11 protein-coding genes are annotated in these 18,483 nt (G+C 69.9%); 8 read left to right on the top strand and 3 right to left on the bottom strand.

Annotated elements, in window-relative coordinates:
- The 3 genes from HNR68_RS18780 to HNR68_RS18770 all read right to left on the bottom strand — a co-directional run bounded on the left by HNR68_RS18780 (position 1) and on the right by HNR68_RS18770 (position 3,822).
- Entirely contained in the window at positions 1-840 is an 840-nt protein-coding gene (locus tag HNR68_RS18780; RefSeq protein WP_179722925.1) for an alpha/beta fold hydrolase, read from the bottom strand.
- A gap of 20 nt (positions 841-860) precedes the next feature.
- Complete coding sequence (locus tag HNR68_RS18775) at positions 861-1,874, bottom strand: aldose 1-epimerase family protein (RefSeq protein ID WP_179722923.1); 1,014 nt, start codon at positions 1,872-1,874, stop codon at positions 861-863.
- Positions 1,875-2,019: 145 nt separating this feature from the next.
- A complete protein-coding gene (locus HNR68_RS18770; protein WP_179722921.1) occupies positions 2,020-3,822 on the bottom strand; it encodes a glycoside hydrolase family 2 protein in 1,803 nt (600 codons plus the stop codon).
- A gap of 250 nt (positions 3,823-4,072) precedes the next feature.
- Here HNR68_RS18770 and HNR68_RS18765 point away from each other — a divergent pair, with 250 nt between their 5' ends.
- The 8 genes from HNR68_RS18765 to HNR68_RS18730 all read left to right on the top strand — a co-directional run bounded on the left by HNR68_RS18765 (position 4,073) and on the right by HNR68_RS18730 (position 18,444).
- Entirely contained in the window at positions 4,073-5,749 is a 1,677-nt protein-coding gene (locus tag HNR68_RS18765) for an AMP-binding protein (protein ID WP_246331240.1), read from the top strand.
- A gap of 664 nt (positions 5,750-6,413) precedes the next feature.
- Complete coding sequence (locus HNR68_RS18760) at positions 6,414-8,117, top strand: glycine/sarcosine N-methyltransferase (RefSeq protein WP_179722917.1); 1,704 nt, start codon at positions 6,414-6,416, stop codon at positions 8,115-8,117.
- 96 nt (positions 8,118-8,213) lie between these two features.
- The gene (gene metK, locus HNR68_RS18755) at positions 8,214-9,416 is read left to right on the top strand and encodes a methionine adenosyltransferase (RefSeq protein WP_179722915.1); all 1,203 of its coding nucleotides are present in this window, start codon (positions 8,214-8,216) and stop codon (positions 9,414-9,416) included.
- Between the two features lie 123 nt (positions 9,417-9,539).
- Positions 9,540-10,514 carry a PfkB family carbohydrate kinase gene (locus HNR68_RS18750; RefSeq protein WP_179722913.1) on the top strand — a complete coding sequence of 325 codons (975 nt, stop codon included), beginning with the start codon at positions 9,540-9,542 and terminating at the stop codon, positions 10,512-10,514.
- 21 nt (positions 10,515-10,535) lie between these two features.
- Positions 10,536-14,102: a methionine synthase gene (gene metH / locus HNR68_RS18745; RefSeq protein ID WP_179722911.1), complete on the top strand. Its 3,567-nt coding sequence runs from the start codon at positions 10,536-10,538 to the stop codon at positions 14,100-14,102.
- Between the two features lie 204 nt (positions 14,103-14,306).
- A complete protein-coding gene (ahcY, locus tag HNR68_RS18740; protein WP_179725224.1) occupies positions 14,307-15,764 on the top strand; it encodes an adenosylhomocysteinase in 1,458 nt (485 codons plus the stop codon).
- A 168-nt stretch (positions 15,765-15,932) separates the two neighbouring features.
- Positions 15,933-16,829 carry a methylenetetrahydrofolate reductase gene (locus tag HNR68_RS18735; protein WP_179722909.1) on the top strand — a complete coding sequence of 299 codons (897 nt, stop codon included), beginning with the start codon at positions 15,933-15,935 and terminating at the stop codon, positions 16,827-16,829.
- A gap of 181 nt (positions 16,830-17,010) precedes the next feature.
- A complete protein-coding gene (locus tag HNR68_RS18730; protein ID WP_343050242.1) occupies positions 17,011-18,444 on the top strand; it encodes a carboxylesterase/lipase family protein in 1,434 nt (477 codons plus the stop codon).
- Positions 18,445-18,483: the final 39 nt, after the last annotated feature.

Raw genomic sequence — 18,483 nt, 5'->3', positions numbered from 1 at the left:
TCAGTCCTGGTGCGCCAGCAGGTGCTCCAGGAGCAGCCGGTTGAGGCTGTCGGGCGCTTCCTCCGGCACCCAGTGCGTGACGTCCTCCAGCATCTCGAACCGGTAGGGCCCGGTGACGTGCTCGGCGGTGGCCAGCGCCGCCGTCGAGCCGAGCGCCACGTCCTCGGTGCTCCACACGTACAGCGTCGGCACCCGGACCGGGCCGATCTCGTCGCTGTCGAAGCGCGCCGCCCGGTACCAGTTCAGCGCCGCGGTGAGCGCGCCCGGCTCGGTCAGCCGCTGCACGTAGTCGTCGACGTGGTGGTCCGGCACGCCGGGGTAGTAGATCCGGCGGAGCTTCGTGGCGCCGTCGGCCAGCAGCGTCTTCTCCGCGGTGGAGGAGCGGAAGACCTTCATGTACGCCGAGCGCTGGGCCTGGTCCTCGTCGTTGCGCAGCGCGTCGGCGAAGGCGTCCAGGTGCGGCGTCGACACGGCGGTCAGGGTGCGCACGCGGTCGGGGTGCGCGGCGGCGGTCGCCCAGGCCACCGCGCCGCCCCAGTCGTGCCCGACCAGGTCGAAGCGCTCCCAGCCGAAGTGCTCGGCGATGGCCAGCACGTCGCCCACCAGCTCCGACATCCGGTAGTCGCTGACCTGCTCCGGGCGCACGCCGGGGGAGTAGCCGCGCTGGTCCGGCGCGACCGCGAAGCACTCGGCACCGCCGAGCACCGCGAGCTGCTCGCTGAACTCCACGGCGGCTTCCGGGAACCCGTGCAGCAGCAGGACCGGGCGGCCCTCCTGCGGGCCGGCGGTCAGCGCGTCGAACGTTCCGGCTGGCGTGGGGATCTGGGTGTGCTCGGCCACGCCGATCACTGTACTGGTGGTCAGTCGGCGATCCGGTAGCCCCAGCTGCCGGTGTGGGCCTCGCCCGGGCGCAGGACGACGAGGCCGTCGCCGGTGACGAACGCGTTGGGCGCGCAGGTCATCGGTTCCACGGTGATGCCCTGCCGCGTCGGGCGGTCCGTGCTCGGGCTGTCGTCGGTGTAGACCTGCAGGTAGCCGTGCGTGCGGTCGACCCACAGCTCGGCGGTGACGCCGTCCGGGCGGGCGAAGCGCACCACGGCGCCGCCGTCGGCGTCGCGGCTGAGGTCGGTGAAGGCGGTGTCCATCTGGGTCGGGCCGATCGGCCGGGCCCGGCGGAAGTCGTACTCGGTGCCGTCCACCGGCGCCTTCCCGGTCGGGATCAGCCGGTCGTTGACCAGGTAGTGGGTGCTGGCGGGCAGCTCGAGCACGATGTCGTCGATGCGGTCGCCGCCCGCGGCCAGGTAGGTGTGGTTGGCGGTGCCGAACGGGGCGGCGGTGCGGCCGACGTTCGTCGCGGTCAGCGTGCTGCGCACCCCGCTGCCGTCCACGGCGAACTCGATGCGGAACGCCATCTGGAACGGGTAGCCGTAGGTCGGCGGCAGCACGTGCTCCAGCACCACCCGGTCGCGGCGGTGCTCGACCGGCTGCCACTCCACGAAGCTCATCAGCCCGTGCAGCGCCGCGTCGCGCTCCGGCTCGTTGACCGGGACCTGCAGCTCCTGGCCGTCGAAGGTGTAGCGGCCGTGGTCGATGCGGTTGGGCCACGGCAGGATCGTCTTGCCCTGGTAGCCCTCGCCGACCTCGTCGGCGTCGTGGGTCAGCAGCATCTCGGTCCCGTCGACCTGCCACGACAGCAGCGTCGCCGACACCCCGGCGACCACCGCGCGCTGCCGTCCGGACCGGATCTCGTACAACCGGCCGTTCGCGGTCGGCGCGCTCTGGGGCGGCCGGGCCGCGGCCGGGGCGGCCAGGGCGGCGGCCGTGGTGGCGCCGGCCGCGGTGACGAGCGCTGCGCGTCTGCTGAAGCGTCGCATCGTGGTTCCTCCAGTCCCGGTGGTCGGGGGTCGACCGGTACCCGGGTGAACGGCGGGTGGTGGGTGGCCGGCGCGGGAGGGAGCAGGGCGCGCCGGGTGATCGGTGGTCAGCCTGGCCCGCCGGGGCAGCGGGCGCCAGTCGGCGTCAGGGCGTGCCCGCGTCGATGGCCGCGAGGTTGGCGGCGCGCACCGCGGCCACGTCGGGCTTGAGGATGCGGCGGTCGTAGGTGAGGAAGCCGTTCACCTCGTTCTCCACGTCGGTGGTCTGGGTGTAGATCGCCGCGGAGAGCCCGTTGGCCTCGATGATGCGCACCAGCTCGTCGCTGACCTCGCGGTAGCGGCGGGTCAGCGCCTCCCGGCTGTCGGTCATCTCGTAGGCGCCCGGCTCACCCGGCCACAGGTGGCCCTCCTCGATGAGGCCGAGACCGCCGTACTCGCCGTCCACGACCGCGCGGTGGTCCCGCACCTCCGGGCGGCCCGGCCCGACGTAGGTGTGGTCGTCGTAGATGTCGCCGGCGCCGCTGTCGGGCAGCGAGTAGCAGCAGTTCACGCCGCTGTTGATGTCGATCAGCCGGGTGGGGTCGGTGCGCCGGGTGAGGTCCGCGATCTCGCGGGTCTCGAACTCGCCCCAGCCCTCGTTGAACGGCACCCACGCCACGATCGAGGTGACGCTGCGGAGCTGGTCGATCATGGCGGTCAGCTCGGCGCGGTAGTTCGCGCGCGCCTCCTCGCTCGGCGGCGGGTTGCTGCCCGGCGGGTCGGCGAGGTCGATCGGCAGCGACGGCATGTCCTGCCACACCAGCAGACCCAGCCGGTCGGCCCAGTAGTACCAGCGGGCCGGTTCGACCTTGACGTGCTTGCGGACCATGTTGAAGCCCAGCCGCTTGGTGACCTCCAGGTCGGAGCGCAGCGCTTCGTCGGTCGGCGCGGTGTAGATGCCGTCCGGCCAGTAGCCCTGGTCCAGCGGCCCGTGCTGGAAGAGGATCCGGCCGTTGAGCGCCAGCCGCGGCCGGCCCTGCTCGTCGTGCAGCAGCCCGACGGTGCGCAGCCCGGCGTAGCTGCCCACCACGTCACCGGAGTCGACCAGCCGCACCTGGATGTCGTAGAGGTACGGGTCGTCCGGCGTCCACAGGTGCGGGTCGGACACCGTGAGCCGCAGCGGTTCGCCGGCCCGGCCGCGGGCCCGCGCGACCTCCTGGCCGTCCCGGTCGGACACGACGGCTTCGACGGGTTGGTCGCCGGGCGCCGAGGTGTGCGCGACGAGGTCGAAACCGGTCAGGTCCGGGGTGATGTCGAGCTTGGCGATGTGCTCCTCCGGCACCGGCTCGAGCCACACCGTCTGCCAGATCCCGGACGCTCCGGTGTAGAGGATCCCGCCCGGTTCGTTGCGCTGCTTGCCCAGCGGGTACGGGTTCGCGTCGTTGCGGTCCTCGACGGACACCGCGATCTCCTGCGGGCCGCCGGGGGTGAGCGCGTCGGTGATGTCCGCGCTGAACGCGGTGTAGCCGCCCTCGTGCACCGCCACCGGGCGGCCGTTGACCGACACCTCGGCCTTCTGGTCGACCGCCCCGAAGTGCAGCAGCACCCGCTCACCGGCCCAGTCCGGGGGCAGCTCGAACGTGCGCCGGTAGAGCATGTGGTCGTCGTGCCGCTGGATGCCGGACAGGCCCGATTCCGGCGGGTAGGGCACCAGGATCTGCTCGGGGGTCTGCTCCGGCGGCGTGCTGCCGCCGCCGTAGGCCCACAGGCCGTTGAGGTTGAGCCAGCGGTCCCGGGTCAGCTGCGGCCGCGGGTACTCGGGCAGGGCGTTGTCCGGCCCGACCTCGTCGGTCCACGGGGTGGTCAGCGGCGGTGGTTTCGGCCGCCACGGGTCCGCGGTGGCCTCCGCGGCGGGGAGACCGGAGGAGGCGGTCAGCAGTGCGGTGAGCAGCAGGGCGCGCAGCAACACGTTTGCCTCCAGGCTTGCCGCCGCGGACGGGCCGCGGCTCCTGATCCAACACGGAGCACCATCAATCGACAACAATGACCATGAGCGCACGGACAGTCAACGCGGCCGAAAGGGGGGCCGCAAATCGGAGCAGCGGCATGGATCTGCCGGGTGCACCGGGGTTACGTTGTTGGCCCGCTTCAGCTTTCCGGCAACGATGCCGAGTCAGGAGGGTGAGGGCGTGACCGAAGCCCGAGTCAGTGCTACCGAGATGTTCCAGACCGCGCGCGATTTCCTGCTGCGGCACCGGACGGACTACGACACCGCGCGACGGGAGTTCCAGTGGCCGCGTCCCGCCGAGTTCAACTGGGCGCTGGACTGGTTCGACACGATCGGTGAGCGGCGGGACGCCACCGCGCTGTGGATCGTGGAGGCGGACGGCTCCGAGCGCACGGTGTCGTTCCGCGCCATGACGCGGCGCTCGAACCAGGTGGCGAACTGGTTGCGCGGCCTCGGCGTGGCCCGCGGCGACCGGCTGGTGCTGATGCTCGGCAACCAGGTGGAGCTGTGGGAGACGATCTTGGCGGCGATGAAGCTGGGTGCGGTGATCATCCCCGCCACGCCGCTGCTCGGGCCGGCCGACCTGCGCGACCGCATCGACCGGGGACGCGCCCGGCACGTGGTGACCACGTCGCGCGACACGGCGAAGTTCGCCGACGTGCCCGGCGACTACACCCGCATCGCGGTCGGCGAGCCGGTTCCCGGGTGGACGTCCTATGCGGACAGCCACGAGGCCGCCGAGGAGTTCACCCCGGACGGTCCCACCCGGGCCGACGACCCGATGCTGCTGTACTTCACCTCCGGCACCACCGCGCTGCCGAAGCTGGTGGAGCACACCCACTCCTCCTACCCGATCGGGCACCTGTCCACGATGTACTGGATCGGGTTGCAGCCGGGCGACGTGCACCTCAACATCTCCTCGCCGGGGTGGGCCAAGCACGCCTGGAGCAACGTCTTCGCGCCGTGGAACGCCGAGGCGACGGTGTTCATCCACAACTACGAGCGGTTCGACGCCACCGCGCTGATGGAGCAGATGCAGCGGTGCGGGGTCACCAGCTTCTGCGCCCCGCCGACCGTGTGGCGGATGCTGATCCAGGCCGACCTGACCACTCTGGACACGCCTCCCTCCACAGTGGTCGGGGCTGGAGAACCGCTGAACCCGGAGATCATCGAGCAGGTGCGGCGAGCCTGGGGCGTGACCATCCGGGACGGTTTCGGGCAGACCGAGACCAGCGTGCAGGTGGCCAACACGCCGGGGCAGGAGGTGCGGCCCGGCTCGATGGGGCGGCCGCTGCCCGGGTTCGAGGTCGAGCTGCTCGACCCGGTCACCGGCGAACCCGCCGAAGAGGGGGAGATCTGCCTGGCGCTGCAACCGCGCCCGGTGGGGCTGATGACCGGCTACGCCGACGACACCGAGCGCACGGCCGAGGTCACCCGCGGCGGTTACTACCACACCGGTGACGTCGGCACCCGCGACGCGGACGGCTACATCACCTACGTGGGCCGCACCGACGACGTGTTCAAGGCCTCGGACTACCGGATCTCCCCGTTCGAGCTGGAGAGCGCGCTGCTGGAGCACGAGGCGGTCGCGGAGGCGGCGGTGGTGCCGGCGCCGGACCCGATCCGCCTGGCGGTGCCGAAGGCCTACGTGGTGCTCGCCGGGCAGCACCAGCCGACGCGGGAGACCGCGCTGTCGATCCTGCGGTTCGCGCGCGAGCACCTGGCGCCCTACAAGCGGGTGCGCCGACTGGAGTTCGCCGAGCTGCCGAAGACGATCTCCGGCAAGATCCGCCGGGTCGAGCTGCGGCACCGCGAGGACGAGCTGGCCGGCAGCGACGGCCGGACCGGTGAGTTCCGCGAGGAGGACTTCCCCGAGCTCAAGGGCTGAGCCGGCGGCAGCGGGGCGGCGCGTGGCGGTGGATGCGCGCCGCCCCCCGTCGTGGAGGAAGTCGGACGAGTTCGCCGAAAGGGCTCGCGCGGCGGGGCCAGGTATCGTAACATCCGGGGTCCGCGTCGCGATGGAATGGCAGGGAAGGCAAAGCAGCGGTCAGCGCGGCGCTCCCGATCCCCACATTCCTGCATCACGCGGTTGCGAATTCCCGGTTCCCTGTGGTATCCGGGATTGCGCGCGCATTGTACACGGAGCGGTGATGAATCGCACGCCTCGAATCGTTACCCTCCGTGCGAACGCATTGAAATAGCGCTGGTAGTAGCGCACTCATACACCCAGGGTGACTTTCCGAATCACGCAATCATCGCATTCCGGTGATTAGCGTCACACGTTCGTACGCTTGCTTTGAGATCTCCTTCGCCTAGGTTGGTCAACGACGCAGGGAATTCCGCGTCAGCACTGATCGGCAAGGGTGCCGTTCGAGTGCGATCGGCGTTGCGCTTCGCGGCCTTGAGCGTTTCTCGGCTGCCCGCGCCGATCTAGGTGTTGCCTTATTTCGCAGTGGCGACCCGGCACGGCCACGGACGAGCTCGGGTGCGGTTCTTTCGCGTGCTCGAGTTGTGCGGTGGCGCATGACCAACGTGAGTGGTGGGAGTGAAGCATGGCCAAGAGCGTGGACGACCTGGACTCCAGCGCAGGCTCCGGAACTCCGGATACCGCCGACCTGGTGGCGCGCGAGGAGCAGGTGTTCGGCGATAATCCGTTGGAAGTGCGCGAGTCGGACCACTACACGCACGAGTACGTCGGCAGCTTCGTGGAGAAGTGGGACGAGCTGATCGACTGGAAGAAGCGCTACGAGAGCGAAGGCTCCTTCTTCATCGACCAGCTCAAGGCCCGCGGCGTGAAATCGGTGCTCGACGTGGCGACCGGCACCGGCTTCCACTCGGTGCGGCTGCTCGAGGAGGGGTTCGACGCGGTCAGCGCCGACGGCAGCCCGCAGATGCTGGCCAAGGCCTTCAGCAACGGCCTGACCTACGGCGGTCACATCCTCCGCGTGGTGCACGCGGATTGGCGCTGGCTGAATCGTGACGTCCACGGCGAGTACGACGCGATCATCTGCCTGGGCAACTCGTTCACGCACCTGTTCTCGGAACGGGACCGGCGGAAAGCGCTCGCCGAGTTCTACGCGATGCTCAAGCACGACGGCGTCCTGATCATCGACCAGCGGAATTACGACGCGATCCTGGACAACGGATTCTCGTCGAAGCACACCTACTACTACGCCGGCGAGGACGTCTCCGCGGAGCCGGAATACGTCGACGAAGGGCTGGCCCGGTTCAAGTACACGTTCCCGGACAAGTCTGAATTCTTCCTCAACATGTACCCGCTGCGGAAGAACTACATGCGGCGGCTCATGCGCGAGGTCGGGTTCCAGCGGATCGACACCTACGGCGACTTCCAGGAGACCTACCACGACGACGAACCGGACTTCTTCATCCACGTCGCGGAGAAGAAGTACCGGCCCGACGAGGAGCTCTCCGACGTCTACTCCGCCGCGGTGCACACCGCCCGCGACTACTACAACTCCGAGGACGCGGACAACTTCTACTACCACGTCTGGGGCGGCAACGACATCCACGTCGGCATCTACAACTCGCCGGACGAGGACATCGACGTGGCGTCCCGCCGGACCGTGGAACGCATGGCCAGCAAGGTCGAGATCACCCCGGAGACCCGGATCCTCGACATCGGCTCCGGCTACGGCGGCGCTGCCCGCCACCTGGCCCGGACCTACGGCTGCAAGGTGTCCTGCCTCAACCTCAGCGAGGTGGAGAACGCCCGGAACATCGAGTTCAACCGGGCTGAGGGCCTCGACCACCTGATCGAGGTCAAGGACGGTTCCTTCGAGGACATCCCCTTCCAGGACAACGCCTTCGACATCGTGTGGTCGCAGGATGCGATCCTGCACAGCGGTGACCGGGAGCGGGTGCTGGAGGAGGTGACCCGCGTGCTCAAGGGCGGGGGTTCCTTCATCTTCACCGACCCGATGGCCGCGGACGGCGCCCGCACGAAGGACCTCGGCCCGATCCTGGCCCGGATCAACCTGGACACGATGGGCTCGCCGGGCTTCTACCGCCGCGAGCTCGCCCGGCTCGGGTTGCAGAACTTCGAGTTCGAAGACCTCACCGAGCACCTGCCCGTCCACTACGGGCGCGTGCTGGAGGTGCTGGAGAGCCGCGAGGCCGAGCTCGCCGACAAGATCAGTGACGAGTACCGCACCAAGATGAAGACAGGCCTGAAGAACTGGGTCGACGGTGGTAAGGCGGGGAACCTGGCCTGGGGCATCATCCACGCCCGTGCCTGAGCAGGCCCCGCCGGAGCGCCGACCGACACCCGGTGCCCCGGAAGGTCACTACCGTACGCAAGGATCAAGCCGCAGCAGTTGAGGTGAGGAGCAGTCGTGAGTGAGATCAACCGCAGGTTGTTCACCAGTGAGTCGGTGACCGAGGGACACCCGGACAAGATCTGCGATGCGATCAGCGACGCCGTGCTGGACGCGTTGTTGGCCCAGGACCCGCGTTCGCGCGTGGCCGTCGAGACGATGGTCACCACCGGGCAGGTGCACGTGGCCGGTGAGGTCACCACCAAGGCCTACGCGGACATCCCGACCATCGTGCGGGACAAGATCCTGGAGATCGGCTACGACTCCTCCGCGAAAGGCTTCGACGGCGCTTCCTGCGGTGTGAACGTGGCGATCGGGTCGCAGTCCCCGGACATCGCGCAGGGCGTGGACACGGCGCACGAGACCCGCGTCGAGGGCGCCGATGACGAGATCAACAAGCAGGGCGCGGGCGACCAGGGCCTGATGTTCGGCTACGCCTGCACGGACACCGACGAGCTGATGCCGCTGCCGATCGCGCTGGCGCACCGGCTGTCGCGTCGGCTGACCAAGGTCCGCAAGGACGGCGTGCTGCCGTACCTGCGGCCCGACGGCAAGACCCAGGTGACCATCGAGTACGCCGGTGACCAGGCGGTCCGCCTCGACACGGTGGTGCTGTCCACCCAGCACGCGGCGGACATCGACCTCGAGGGCATGCTGACCGCCGACATCAAGGAGAAGGTCATCGACCCCGAGATCGAGCGGGTCGGGCTGGACGCCTCGGACACGCGTCTGCTCGTCAACCCGACCGGTCGGTTCGTGGTCGGTGGGCCGATGGGTGACGCCGGGCTGACCGGTCGGAAGATCATCGTGGACACCTACGGCGGCATGGCCCGCCACGGTGGCGGTGCGTTCTCCGGCAAGGACCCGTCGAAGGTGGACCGCTCCGCGGCCTACGCGATGCGCTGGGTGGCCAAGAACGCCATCGCCGCGGGCCTGGCCAGCCGCATCGAGGTGCAGGTCGCCTACGCGATCGGCAAGGCGGCCCCGGTGGGTCTGTTCGTGGAGACCTTCGGCACCGAGAACGTCGACCCGGTCAAGATCCAGGCGGCCATCAACGAGGTCTTCGACCTGCGCCCGGCCGCCATCGTGCGTGACCTGGACCTCTTGCGCCCGATCTACGCCCAGACGGCAGCGTACGGTCACTTCGGACGCAGCGACGTCGACCTGCCGTGGGAGCGGACCGACCGGGCCGAGGCGCTGAAGAGCGCCGCCGGCGTCTGAGGTCGCTGGAGCTAGCTGGTGCGCGGACTGCGGGGCGCGGGCGACTGCGCCCCGCAGTCCGGTGCCGACGGCCGTCCAATGGAGCTTCGGGGCGGGCCCGCCCCCTGGTAAAGGAGTAGTGCAGTGCGGATTGCGGTGACCGGATCCATCGCCACCGACCATCTGATGACCTACCCCGGTAGGTTCACCGAGCAGCTCGTCGCCGACCGCCTCGAACAGGTGTCGCTGTCGTTCCTGGTCGACGAACTGGTGGTGCGGCGTGGCGGGGTGGCGCCCAACATCACCTTCGGCCTCGGCCAGCTGGGTGTCAGCTCGATCCTGGTCGGCGCCGTCGGCCGCGACTTCGACGACTACCGCTCCTGGCTGGAGCGGCACGGCGTGGACACCGCCTCGGTGCACGTCTCGGAGACCAAGCACACCGCGCGCTTCCTGTGCACCACCGACACCGACTTCAACCAGATCGCCTCCTTCTACGCCGGCGCGATGTCCGAGGCCCGGGACATCGAGCTCAAGCCGGTCGCCGACCGGGTCGGCGGGCTGGACCTGGTGGTCATCTCCGCCAACGACCCGGACGCGATGCTGCGGCACACCCAGGAGTGCCGGGACCGCGGCTACCGGTTCATCGCCGACCCCGGCCAGCAGCTGGCCCGGATGGACGGCGACGCGATCCGCGAGCTGGTCGACGGGGCCGAGTACCTGTTCACCAACGAGTACGAGCACGGCCTGCTGCTGCAGAGCACCGGCTGGAGCCACGCCGAGGTCCTCGAGCGGGTCGGCAGCTGGGTGACCACGCTGGGTGCCAAGGGCGTCCAGGTGGAGTCCACCTCGCAACCTACCGTGGAGGTCACCCCGCCGAAGGAGAAGCAGAAGGGTGACCCGACCGGTGTCGGCGACGCGCTGCGCGCCGGTTTCCTGGCCGGGCTGTCCCACGAACTGGGATTGGAGCGGTCGCTGCAGCTGGGATGCACACTGGCCACCGTCTCCTTGGAGGCCGACGGGCCCCAGGAGTACCAGGTGGAGCGCGAGTCGTTCCTCGCCCGGTTCGCCGAGCACTACGGCGACGCCGCGGCGGGTGAGGTCGGGGCGAAGCTCCGCTGAGCGACGGGGAGTAGGCACGGCATGGCAGACCGGCAGAACGATCCGAGCGGTTTCCTGGCCGCCGTAGACGAGCGCGTCCTCGTCGCCGACGGCGGCATGGGCACCGCGCTGCAGTCCTTCGACCTGACGTTGGACGACTTCGCCAACCTCGAGGGCTGCAACGAGATCCTCAACGTCACCCGACCCGACGTGGTGTCCTCGATCTACCGGGGCTACCTGGAAGCGGGCTCGGACGCGATCGAGACCAACACCTTCGGTGCGAACTGGGCCAACCTCTCCGAGTACGACATCCCGGACCGCATCCGGGAGCTCGCCGAGAAGGGGTCGGCGCTGGCTCGCGAGGCCGCCGACGAGTACTCCACGCCGGACCGCCCGCGGTTCGTGCTGGGCTCGGTCGGACCGGGCACGAAGCTGCCGACGCTGGGGCACGCGCCCTACGCGACGCTGCGTGACGCCTACTTCGAGCAGGTCCTGGGCATGCTCGACGGCGGCATCGACGTGGTGCTGGTGGAGACCTCGCAGGACCTGCTGCAGACCAAGGCCGCGATCATCGCCGCCAAGCGCGCGATGGCGCAGGCCGGGCGGCGGGTGCCGATCATCGCGCAGGTCACCGTGGAGACCACCGGCACCATGCTGGTCGGCTCGGAGATCGGCGCGGCGCTGACCGCGCTGGAGCCGCTGGGCATCGACCTCATCGGCATGAACTGCGCCACCGGTCCCGCGGAGATGAGCGAGCACCTGCGCGTGCTGGCGCAGAACTCCCGCATCCCGCTGTCGGTGATGCCGAACGCGGGTCTGCCCGAGCTCGGCCCCAACGGCGCGGTGTACCCGCTGCAGCCTGACGAGCTGGCCGAGGCGCTGGCCGGCTTCGTCACCGAGTACGGGGCCCGGCTGGTCGGCGGCTGCTGCGGCACCACCACCGAGCACGTGCGCGCGGTGGCCGAAGCGGTCCGCGGGCTCACCCCCGCGCAGCGCACGCCGGAGCACGTGCCGTCGGTGTCGTCGGTGTACCAGTCGGTGCCGTTCGAGCAGGACGCCTCGATCCTCAACATCGGCGAGCGGACCAACACCAACGGCTCCAAGGCGTTCCGCGAGGCGATGCTGGAGGGCCGCTACGACGACTGCGTGGAGATCGCCAAGGCCCAGACCCGCGAGGGCGCGCACATGCTGGACCTGTGCGTGGACTACGTGGGCCGGGACGGCACCGTCGACATGTCGGAGCTGGCCTCGCGGCTGGCCACCGCCTCGACGCTGCCGATCATGGTGGACTCCACCGAGCCGGACGTGATCCGCGCCGGGCTGGAGCACCTCGGTGGCCGGTGCGCGATCAACTCGGTCAACTGGGAGGACGGCAACGGGCCGGGCTCCCGGTACGAGCGGGTCATGCAGATGGCCGTCGAGCACGGCGCCACCGTCGTGGTGACCTGCATCGACGAGGAGGGCCAGGCCCGCACCGCGGAGTGGAAGCTGCGGGTGGCCGAACGGCTGATCGAGGACATGACCACCAACTGGGGCATGGAGAAGTCCTCGATCATCATCGACTGCCTGGTCTTCCCGATCACCACCGGTCAGGAAGAGGTCCGCCGGGACGCCCTCGAGACGATCAACGCGATCCGGGAGCTCAAGAAGCGCCACCCGGACGTGCAGACCACGCTCGGCCTGTCCAACGTCTCGTTCGGCCTCAACCCGGCGGCGCGGCAGGTGCTCAACTCGGTGTTCCTCCACGAGTGCCGGGAAGCGGGCCTGGACACCGCGATCCTCAACGCCTCCAAGATCCTGCCGATGAGCAAGATCGACGAGGAGGCGCGCGAGGTCGCGCTGGACCTGGTCTACGACCGGCGCCGTGAGGGCTACGACCCGCTGCAGAAGCTGATGCAGCTGTTCGAGGGCCAGACCGCGAAGTCCAGCAGCGCCTCCCGCGCCGAGGAGCTGGCCAAGCTGCCGCTGCTGGAGCGGCTGGAGCGCCGGATCATCGACGGCGAGCGCAACGGCCTGGAGGCCGACCTCGACGCGGCGATGCGGGAGAAGTCGCCGCTGGCGATCATCAACGAGAACCTGCTGGCCGGCATGAAGGTCGTCGGTGACCTGTTCGGCTCCGGGCAGATGCAGCTGCCGTTCGTGCTGCAGTCGGCCGAGGTCATGAAGGCTGCGGTGGCCTACCTGGAACCGCACATGGAGAAGGACGAGTCCGGCGGCAAGGGCAAGCTGCTGCTGGCCACGGTCAAGGGCGATGTGCACGACATCGGCAAGAACCTGGTCGACATCATCGTCTCCAACAACGGCTACGACGTGATCAACATCGGCATCAAGCAGCCGATCAACGCGATCCTCGAAGCCGCGGAGGAACACCAGGTCGACGCCATCGGCATGTCCGGGCTGCTGGTGAAGTCCACTGTGATCATGAAGGAGAACCTGGAGGAGATGAACTCCAGGGGGCTCGCCAAGAAGTACCCGGTGATGCTGGGTGGCGCGGCGCTGACCCGCTCCTACGTCGAGCACGACCTGGACGAGATCTACGAGGGCGACGTCCGCTACGCCAAGGACGCCTTCGAGGGCCTGCACCTGATGGACCGGCTGATGGCCATCAAGCGCGGGGAGACCCCCGAGGAGGACGCCGCCGAGCAGGCCAAGAAGGCCGAGCGCAAGGCCCGCCGCGAGCGGTCGCTGCGCATCGCCGAGAAGCGCAAGGCCCAGCAGGGCGAGGAACCCGGCTACGACGACACCACGCGCTCCGACGTGGCCGCCGACGTGCCGGTGCCCACCCCGCCGTTCTGGGGCTCCAAGGTGGTCAAGGGCGTCGCGGTCGCCGACTACCTGGCGCTGCTGGACGAGCGGGCCACGTTCTTCGGCCAGTGGGGCCTGCGCGGTGCCAAGAAGGGCGAGGGGCCGTCCTACGAGGAGCTGGTCGAGACCGAGGGCCGGCCGCGGCTGCGGCACTGGATCGACGAGCTGTCCACCGCGGGCATCCTGCAGCACGCGGCGGTGGTCTACGGCTACTTCCCCTGCGTGAGCGAGGGCAACCACCTGGTCGTGCTGGACAAGGACGAGCCGGACGCGCCGGAGCGCTGCCGGTTCTTCTTCCCGCGGCAGAAGCGCGACCGGCGGCTGTGCCTGGCCGACTTCTTCCGGTCGCGCGAGCAGGCCGAGCAGAGCGGCCAGGTGGACGTGCTGCCGATGCAGCTGGTCACCATGGGGCAGCCGATCGCGGACTACGCCAACGAGCTGTTCGCCAAGAACGCCTACCGGGACTACCTGGAGGTGCACGGCCTGAGCGTGCAGCTCACCGAGGCGCTGGCCGAGTACTGGCACCGCCGCATCCGCCGCGAGCTGGCCTGGTCCGGCGGCGGCACGGTGGCCCAGGAGGACCCCGAGGACGTGCGGGAGTTCTTCAAGCTCGGCTACCGCGGTGCGCGGTACTCGTTCGGCTACGGTGCGTGCCCGGACATCGAGGACCGGGCCAAGATCGTCGACCTGCTGGGGTCCGAGCGCATCGGCGTGGTCCTGTCCGAGGAGTTCCAGCTCCACCCGGAGCAGTCCACCGACGCCATCGTCGCCCACCACCCCGAGGCGAAGTACTTCAACACGTGAGCAGCGGTGGTCGGCTCGCGTGAGCGGGCCCCGGCGCGGCCTGGCCGGCCGCGGGCTGCGCGGGCCGACCACCCCGCCACGACCGGCACAGCGCCCACGACGACCGCGGATCGGTGCAGGTCAGTGGCCCCGCGAGGGCGCTACGCTGCACGGAACACCGGTTCGCGACACACCTGACATGATCGGGAAATGAGAAAGGAAGCCATGAGCGCGAAGCTGCAGAAGGTCAACGGCCTGGAGTTCGCCGTCAAGGACCTGGCGCTGGCCGAGGCCGGGCGGCACCAGATCCGGTTGGCCGAGCACGAGATGCCGGGCCTGATGGCGACCCGCGAGGAGTACGCGGCCTCCCAGCCGTTGAAGGGCGCGCGGATCGCCGGCTCGCTGCACATGACCGTGCAGACCGCCGTGCTGATCGAGACCCTGGTCGCGCTGGGCGCCGAGGTCCGCTGGGTCTCCTGCAACATCTTCTCCACCCAGGACGAGGCGGCCGCGGCCGTCGTCGTCGGCCCGAACGGCACCCCGGAGGCGCCGCAGGGCGTCCCGGTGTTCGCCTGGAAGGGCGAGACGCTGGAGGACTACTGGTGGTGCACCGACCAGCTGTTCCAGTTCGGTGACCAGGGTCCGAACATGATCCTCGACGACGGCGGTGACGCCACCCTGCTGGTGCACAAGGGCGTCGAGTTCGAGACCGCCGGCGCGGTGCCGCAGCCGTCCGAGGACGACCCGGAGGAGTACAAGGTCATCCTGGAGACGCTGCGCAAGAGCCTGGCCTCCGACAACAAGCGGTTCACCAACATCGCCAAGGGGATCAAGGGCGTCACCGAGGAGACCACCACCGGCGTGCACCGGCTCTACGAGCTGGCCAAGAGCGGTGAGCTGCTGTTCCCGGCGATCAACGTCAACGACTCGGTCACCAAGTCCAAGTTCGACAACAAGTACGGCTGCCGCCACTCGCTGGTCGACGGCATCAACCGCGCCACCGACGTGCTCATCGGCGGCAAGGTCGCGGTCGTCTGCGGCTACGGCGACGTCGGCAAGGGCTGCGCCGAGTCGCTGCGCGGCCAGGGCGCCCGCGTGATCGTCACCGAGATCGACCCGATCTGCGCGCTGCAGGCGGCCATGGACGGCTACCAGGTCACGGTCCTGGAAGACGTCGTCGAGACGGCCGACATCTTCGTCACCACGACCGGCAACTTCAACATCATCACCGCCGAGCACATGGCGCGGATGAAGCACAACGCCATCGTGGGCAACATCGGCCACTTCGACAACGAGATCGACATGGCCGGCCTGGAGAAGACCCCGGGCATCAAGAAGCAGGAGATCAAGCCGCAGGTCCACGAGTACACCTTCCCGGACGGGCACTCGATCATCGTGCTGTCCGAGGGCCGCCTGCTGAACCTGGGCAACGCCACCGGCCACCCCAGCTTCGTGATGTCGAACTCCTTCACCAACCAGACGATCGCCCAGATCGAGCTGTTCACCAAGTCCGAGGAGTACGACAAGCAGGTCTACGTGCTGCCGAAGCACCTGGACGAGAAGGTCGCTCGCCTGCACCTGGACGCCCTCGGCGTCAAGCTCACCCGTCTGACCAAGGAGCAGGCCGCCTACATCGGCGTGGACGTGGACGGCCCCTACAAGCCGGACCACTACCGCTACTGATCCCACGCTGCAGTCGCACTCGTGCTGCGCGGCGGCGCCGGTGCGCGATCCCGACGGGGATAGGGCGTCCGGTCGCCACCGGGACCGCGTCCGGGAGGCCCGGCGCCGCCGCGCAGCACTGGCGGCCTGACCGCGTGACGACGAAGCTGGGAATGAGGGAGGCCAGGAATGACCAAAGTCATCGACCGGCTGCGCCCCGGCAAGACGGTGTTCTCGGTGGAGTTCTTCCCGCCGAAGACCGACGAGGAGGAACGCCAGCTGTGGCGGGCCATCCGGGAGCTGGAGCCGCTGGACCCCGCCTACGTGTCGGTGACCTACGGCGCGGGCGGGTCCAGCAGGGACCGCACGGTGCGCACCACGGGCCGGATCGCCAGTGACACCACGCTGGTCGCGATGGCGCACCTGACCGGGGTCAACCACTCGATCGCCGAGCTGCGGCACGTCATCGGCTCGTACGCGGCCGAGGGCATCCAGAACGTCTTGGCGATCCGGGGCGACCCGCCGGGTGACCCGATGGGCGAGTGGATCCCGCACCCGGAGGGCATCACCTACGCCGACGAGCTGGTCCGCCTGGTGCGCGAGTGCGGCGACTTCTGCGTGGGCGTGGCGGCGTTCCCGCACATGCACCCGCGCTCGCCCGACCTGGAGTCCGACACCAAGCACATGGTCAACAAGCTGCGGGCCGGGGCGGACTTCTCGGTGGCGCAGATGTTCCTGGAGCCGGAGCACTTCCTGCGGCTGCGGGACCGCCTGGCCCAGCACGGCTGCCACCAGCCGCTGCTGCCGGGGATCATGCCGATCACCACGCCGAAGGTGCTGGGCATGACCACCCAGCTGAGCAACATGACCATCCCGGACGAGGTGTCGGCGGTGCTGGACCCGCTGCGCGACGACCCGGCGGGCTTCCGCGAGGCCGGGCTGGAGATCACCACCCGGCTGTGCGAGAAGCTGATCGCCGAGGGCGTTCCGGCGCTGCACTTCTACAGCCTCAACCGGTCCAAGGCCACCCGCGAGGTGCTGGCCAACCTCGGGCTGATCGACGGCGTGCTCAAGTCCGCCGCCTGACCAGCCGCGTCGACGACCCCGCCGTCCCGGTCCGACCGCCGGACGGCGGGGTTCTCCGTCTCCAGGCGCGGAGAGCCCCCGTCTGTCCACTTCGGACGACTCTGGTCCGCCGCCCCGCCAGGAGGCCGATCGCACCACACGACCCGGCGGGATTTGGTTGCATGGAGACATGGATCTCGTGGTGCGGACTGAGAGCGGTGCGGTGCGCGGCGCCGCGGCAGGCGGAGTGAGCGTGTTCAAGGGCATCCCGTACGCGGCGTCCCTGGACGGGCCGAGGCGGTTCCAGGCGCCGCAGGCCCCGGAGCCGTGGGAGGGGGTGCGGGACGCGCTCGAGTTCAGCGCGTCCGTGCCGCAGCCCGGCATCATGCCGGACCTGCCGTCGGCGTGGAACCCCGGTGACAGCACCGAGTCCCTGACGCTGAACGTGTGGACGCCGGACCTCGGCGGCGGGCTGCCGGTGCTGGTGTGGATCCACGGCGGCGCCTTCCTCGGCGGGACCAGCGCCAGCTTCGACGCGTCGACGCTGGCGCAGGGCGGTGCCGTCGTCGTGACGGTGAACTACCGCGTGGGCTACGAGGGTTTCGGCTGGGTGCAGGACGCGCCGAACAACCGCGGGATCCTGGACCAGCTGGCCGCGCTGCGCTGGGTGCAGGACAACATCGCGCGCTTCGGCGGCGACCCGGGGAACGTGACGATCTTCGGCGAGTCGGCCGGTGCGACCTCGGTGGTGACGCTGGTGGCCGGCTCGGCGCGGCACGGGCTGTTCCGCCGCGGCATCTCGCAGAGCCTCGGGTCGCTGTTCGTCGCCGAGAACGAGTTCCGCACGTGCGGCGAGCTCATCCTCGGCGAGCTGGGGGTCGCGCCGACCGCGGAGGCGCTGGGAGCGGTCCCGCCGGAGACCCTGCACGGCGCGCAGACCGCGGTGATGGCGGAGATGAGCCGCAACCGCGCGGCCTGGACGAACTCCACGCCGTACGCGGTGGTCCACGACGGCGAGGTCCTCGACGACGTGCCGTGGGCGGTGCTGCGCGGCGGATCCGGCAAGGACGTGGACCTCATCTGCGGCTACAACACCGACGAAGCCCGCCTGTTCACCCTGCAGCTGCCCGGGGAGGCCCGCGACCTGGCTGGGCTGGCGCAGGGCCTGCGGCTGGACCCGTCGGTGGTGGAGCAGTACCGGGCCGCTTACCCCGACGAACCCGACCACGAGCTGTACGCGGTGCTGCTCAGCGACCAGCTGTTCCGGATGCCGTCGCTGTGGACCGCCGAAGCGCAGGCCTCGGCGGGTGGCCGCAGCTACCTCTACGAGTTCGCCTGGCGCACTCCGGCCATGGACGGCGCGCTGCGGGCCTGCCACGGCCTGGACCTGCCGTTCACCTTCGGCGTCCACGACGACGCCCTGGGCACGATGATGCTCGGCGACCCGGTGCCGGAGAGCTTCGCGACCCTCTCGGCGGAGCTGCGCGCGTCCTGGATCTCCTTCGCCGCCAGCGGTGATCCGGGCTGGCCGCAGTACTCGGCCGCCGACCGGCGGGCGCGGGTGTGGGACGTGCCGTCGACCGTGGTCTCCGACCCGCTCGCCGCCTCGCGGGAGATCTGGCAGCACCGGGCCTGACGCGGTGGCGAGTTCCCGCCATCCGGTGCCGCGGGCGCG

The sequence above is a fragment of the Saccharopolyspora hordei genome (assembly GCF_013410345.1).
Taxonomy (GTDB): Bacteria; Actinomycetota; Actinomycetes; order Mycobacteriales; family Pseudonocardiaceae; genus Saccharopolyspora; species Saccharopolyspora hordei.
The sequence above is the reverse complement of the archived record's forward strand: the minus strand, read 5'-3'. Positions and strand labels throughout refer to the sequence as shown.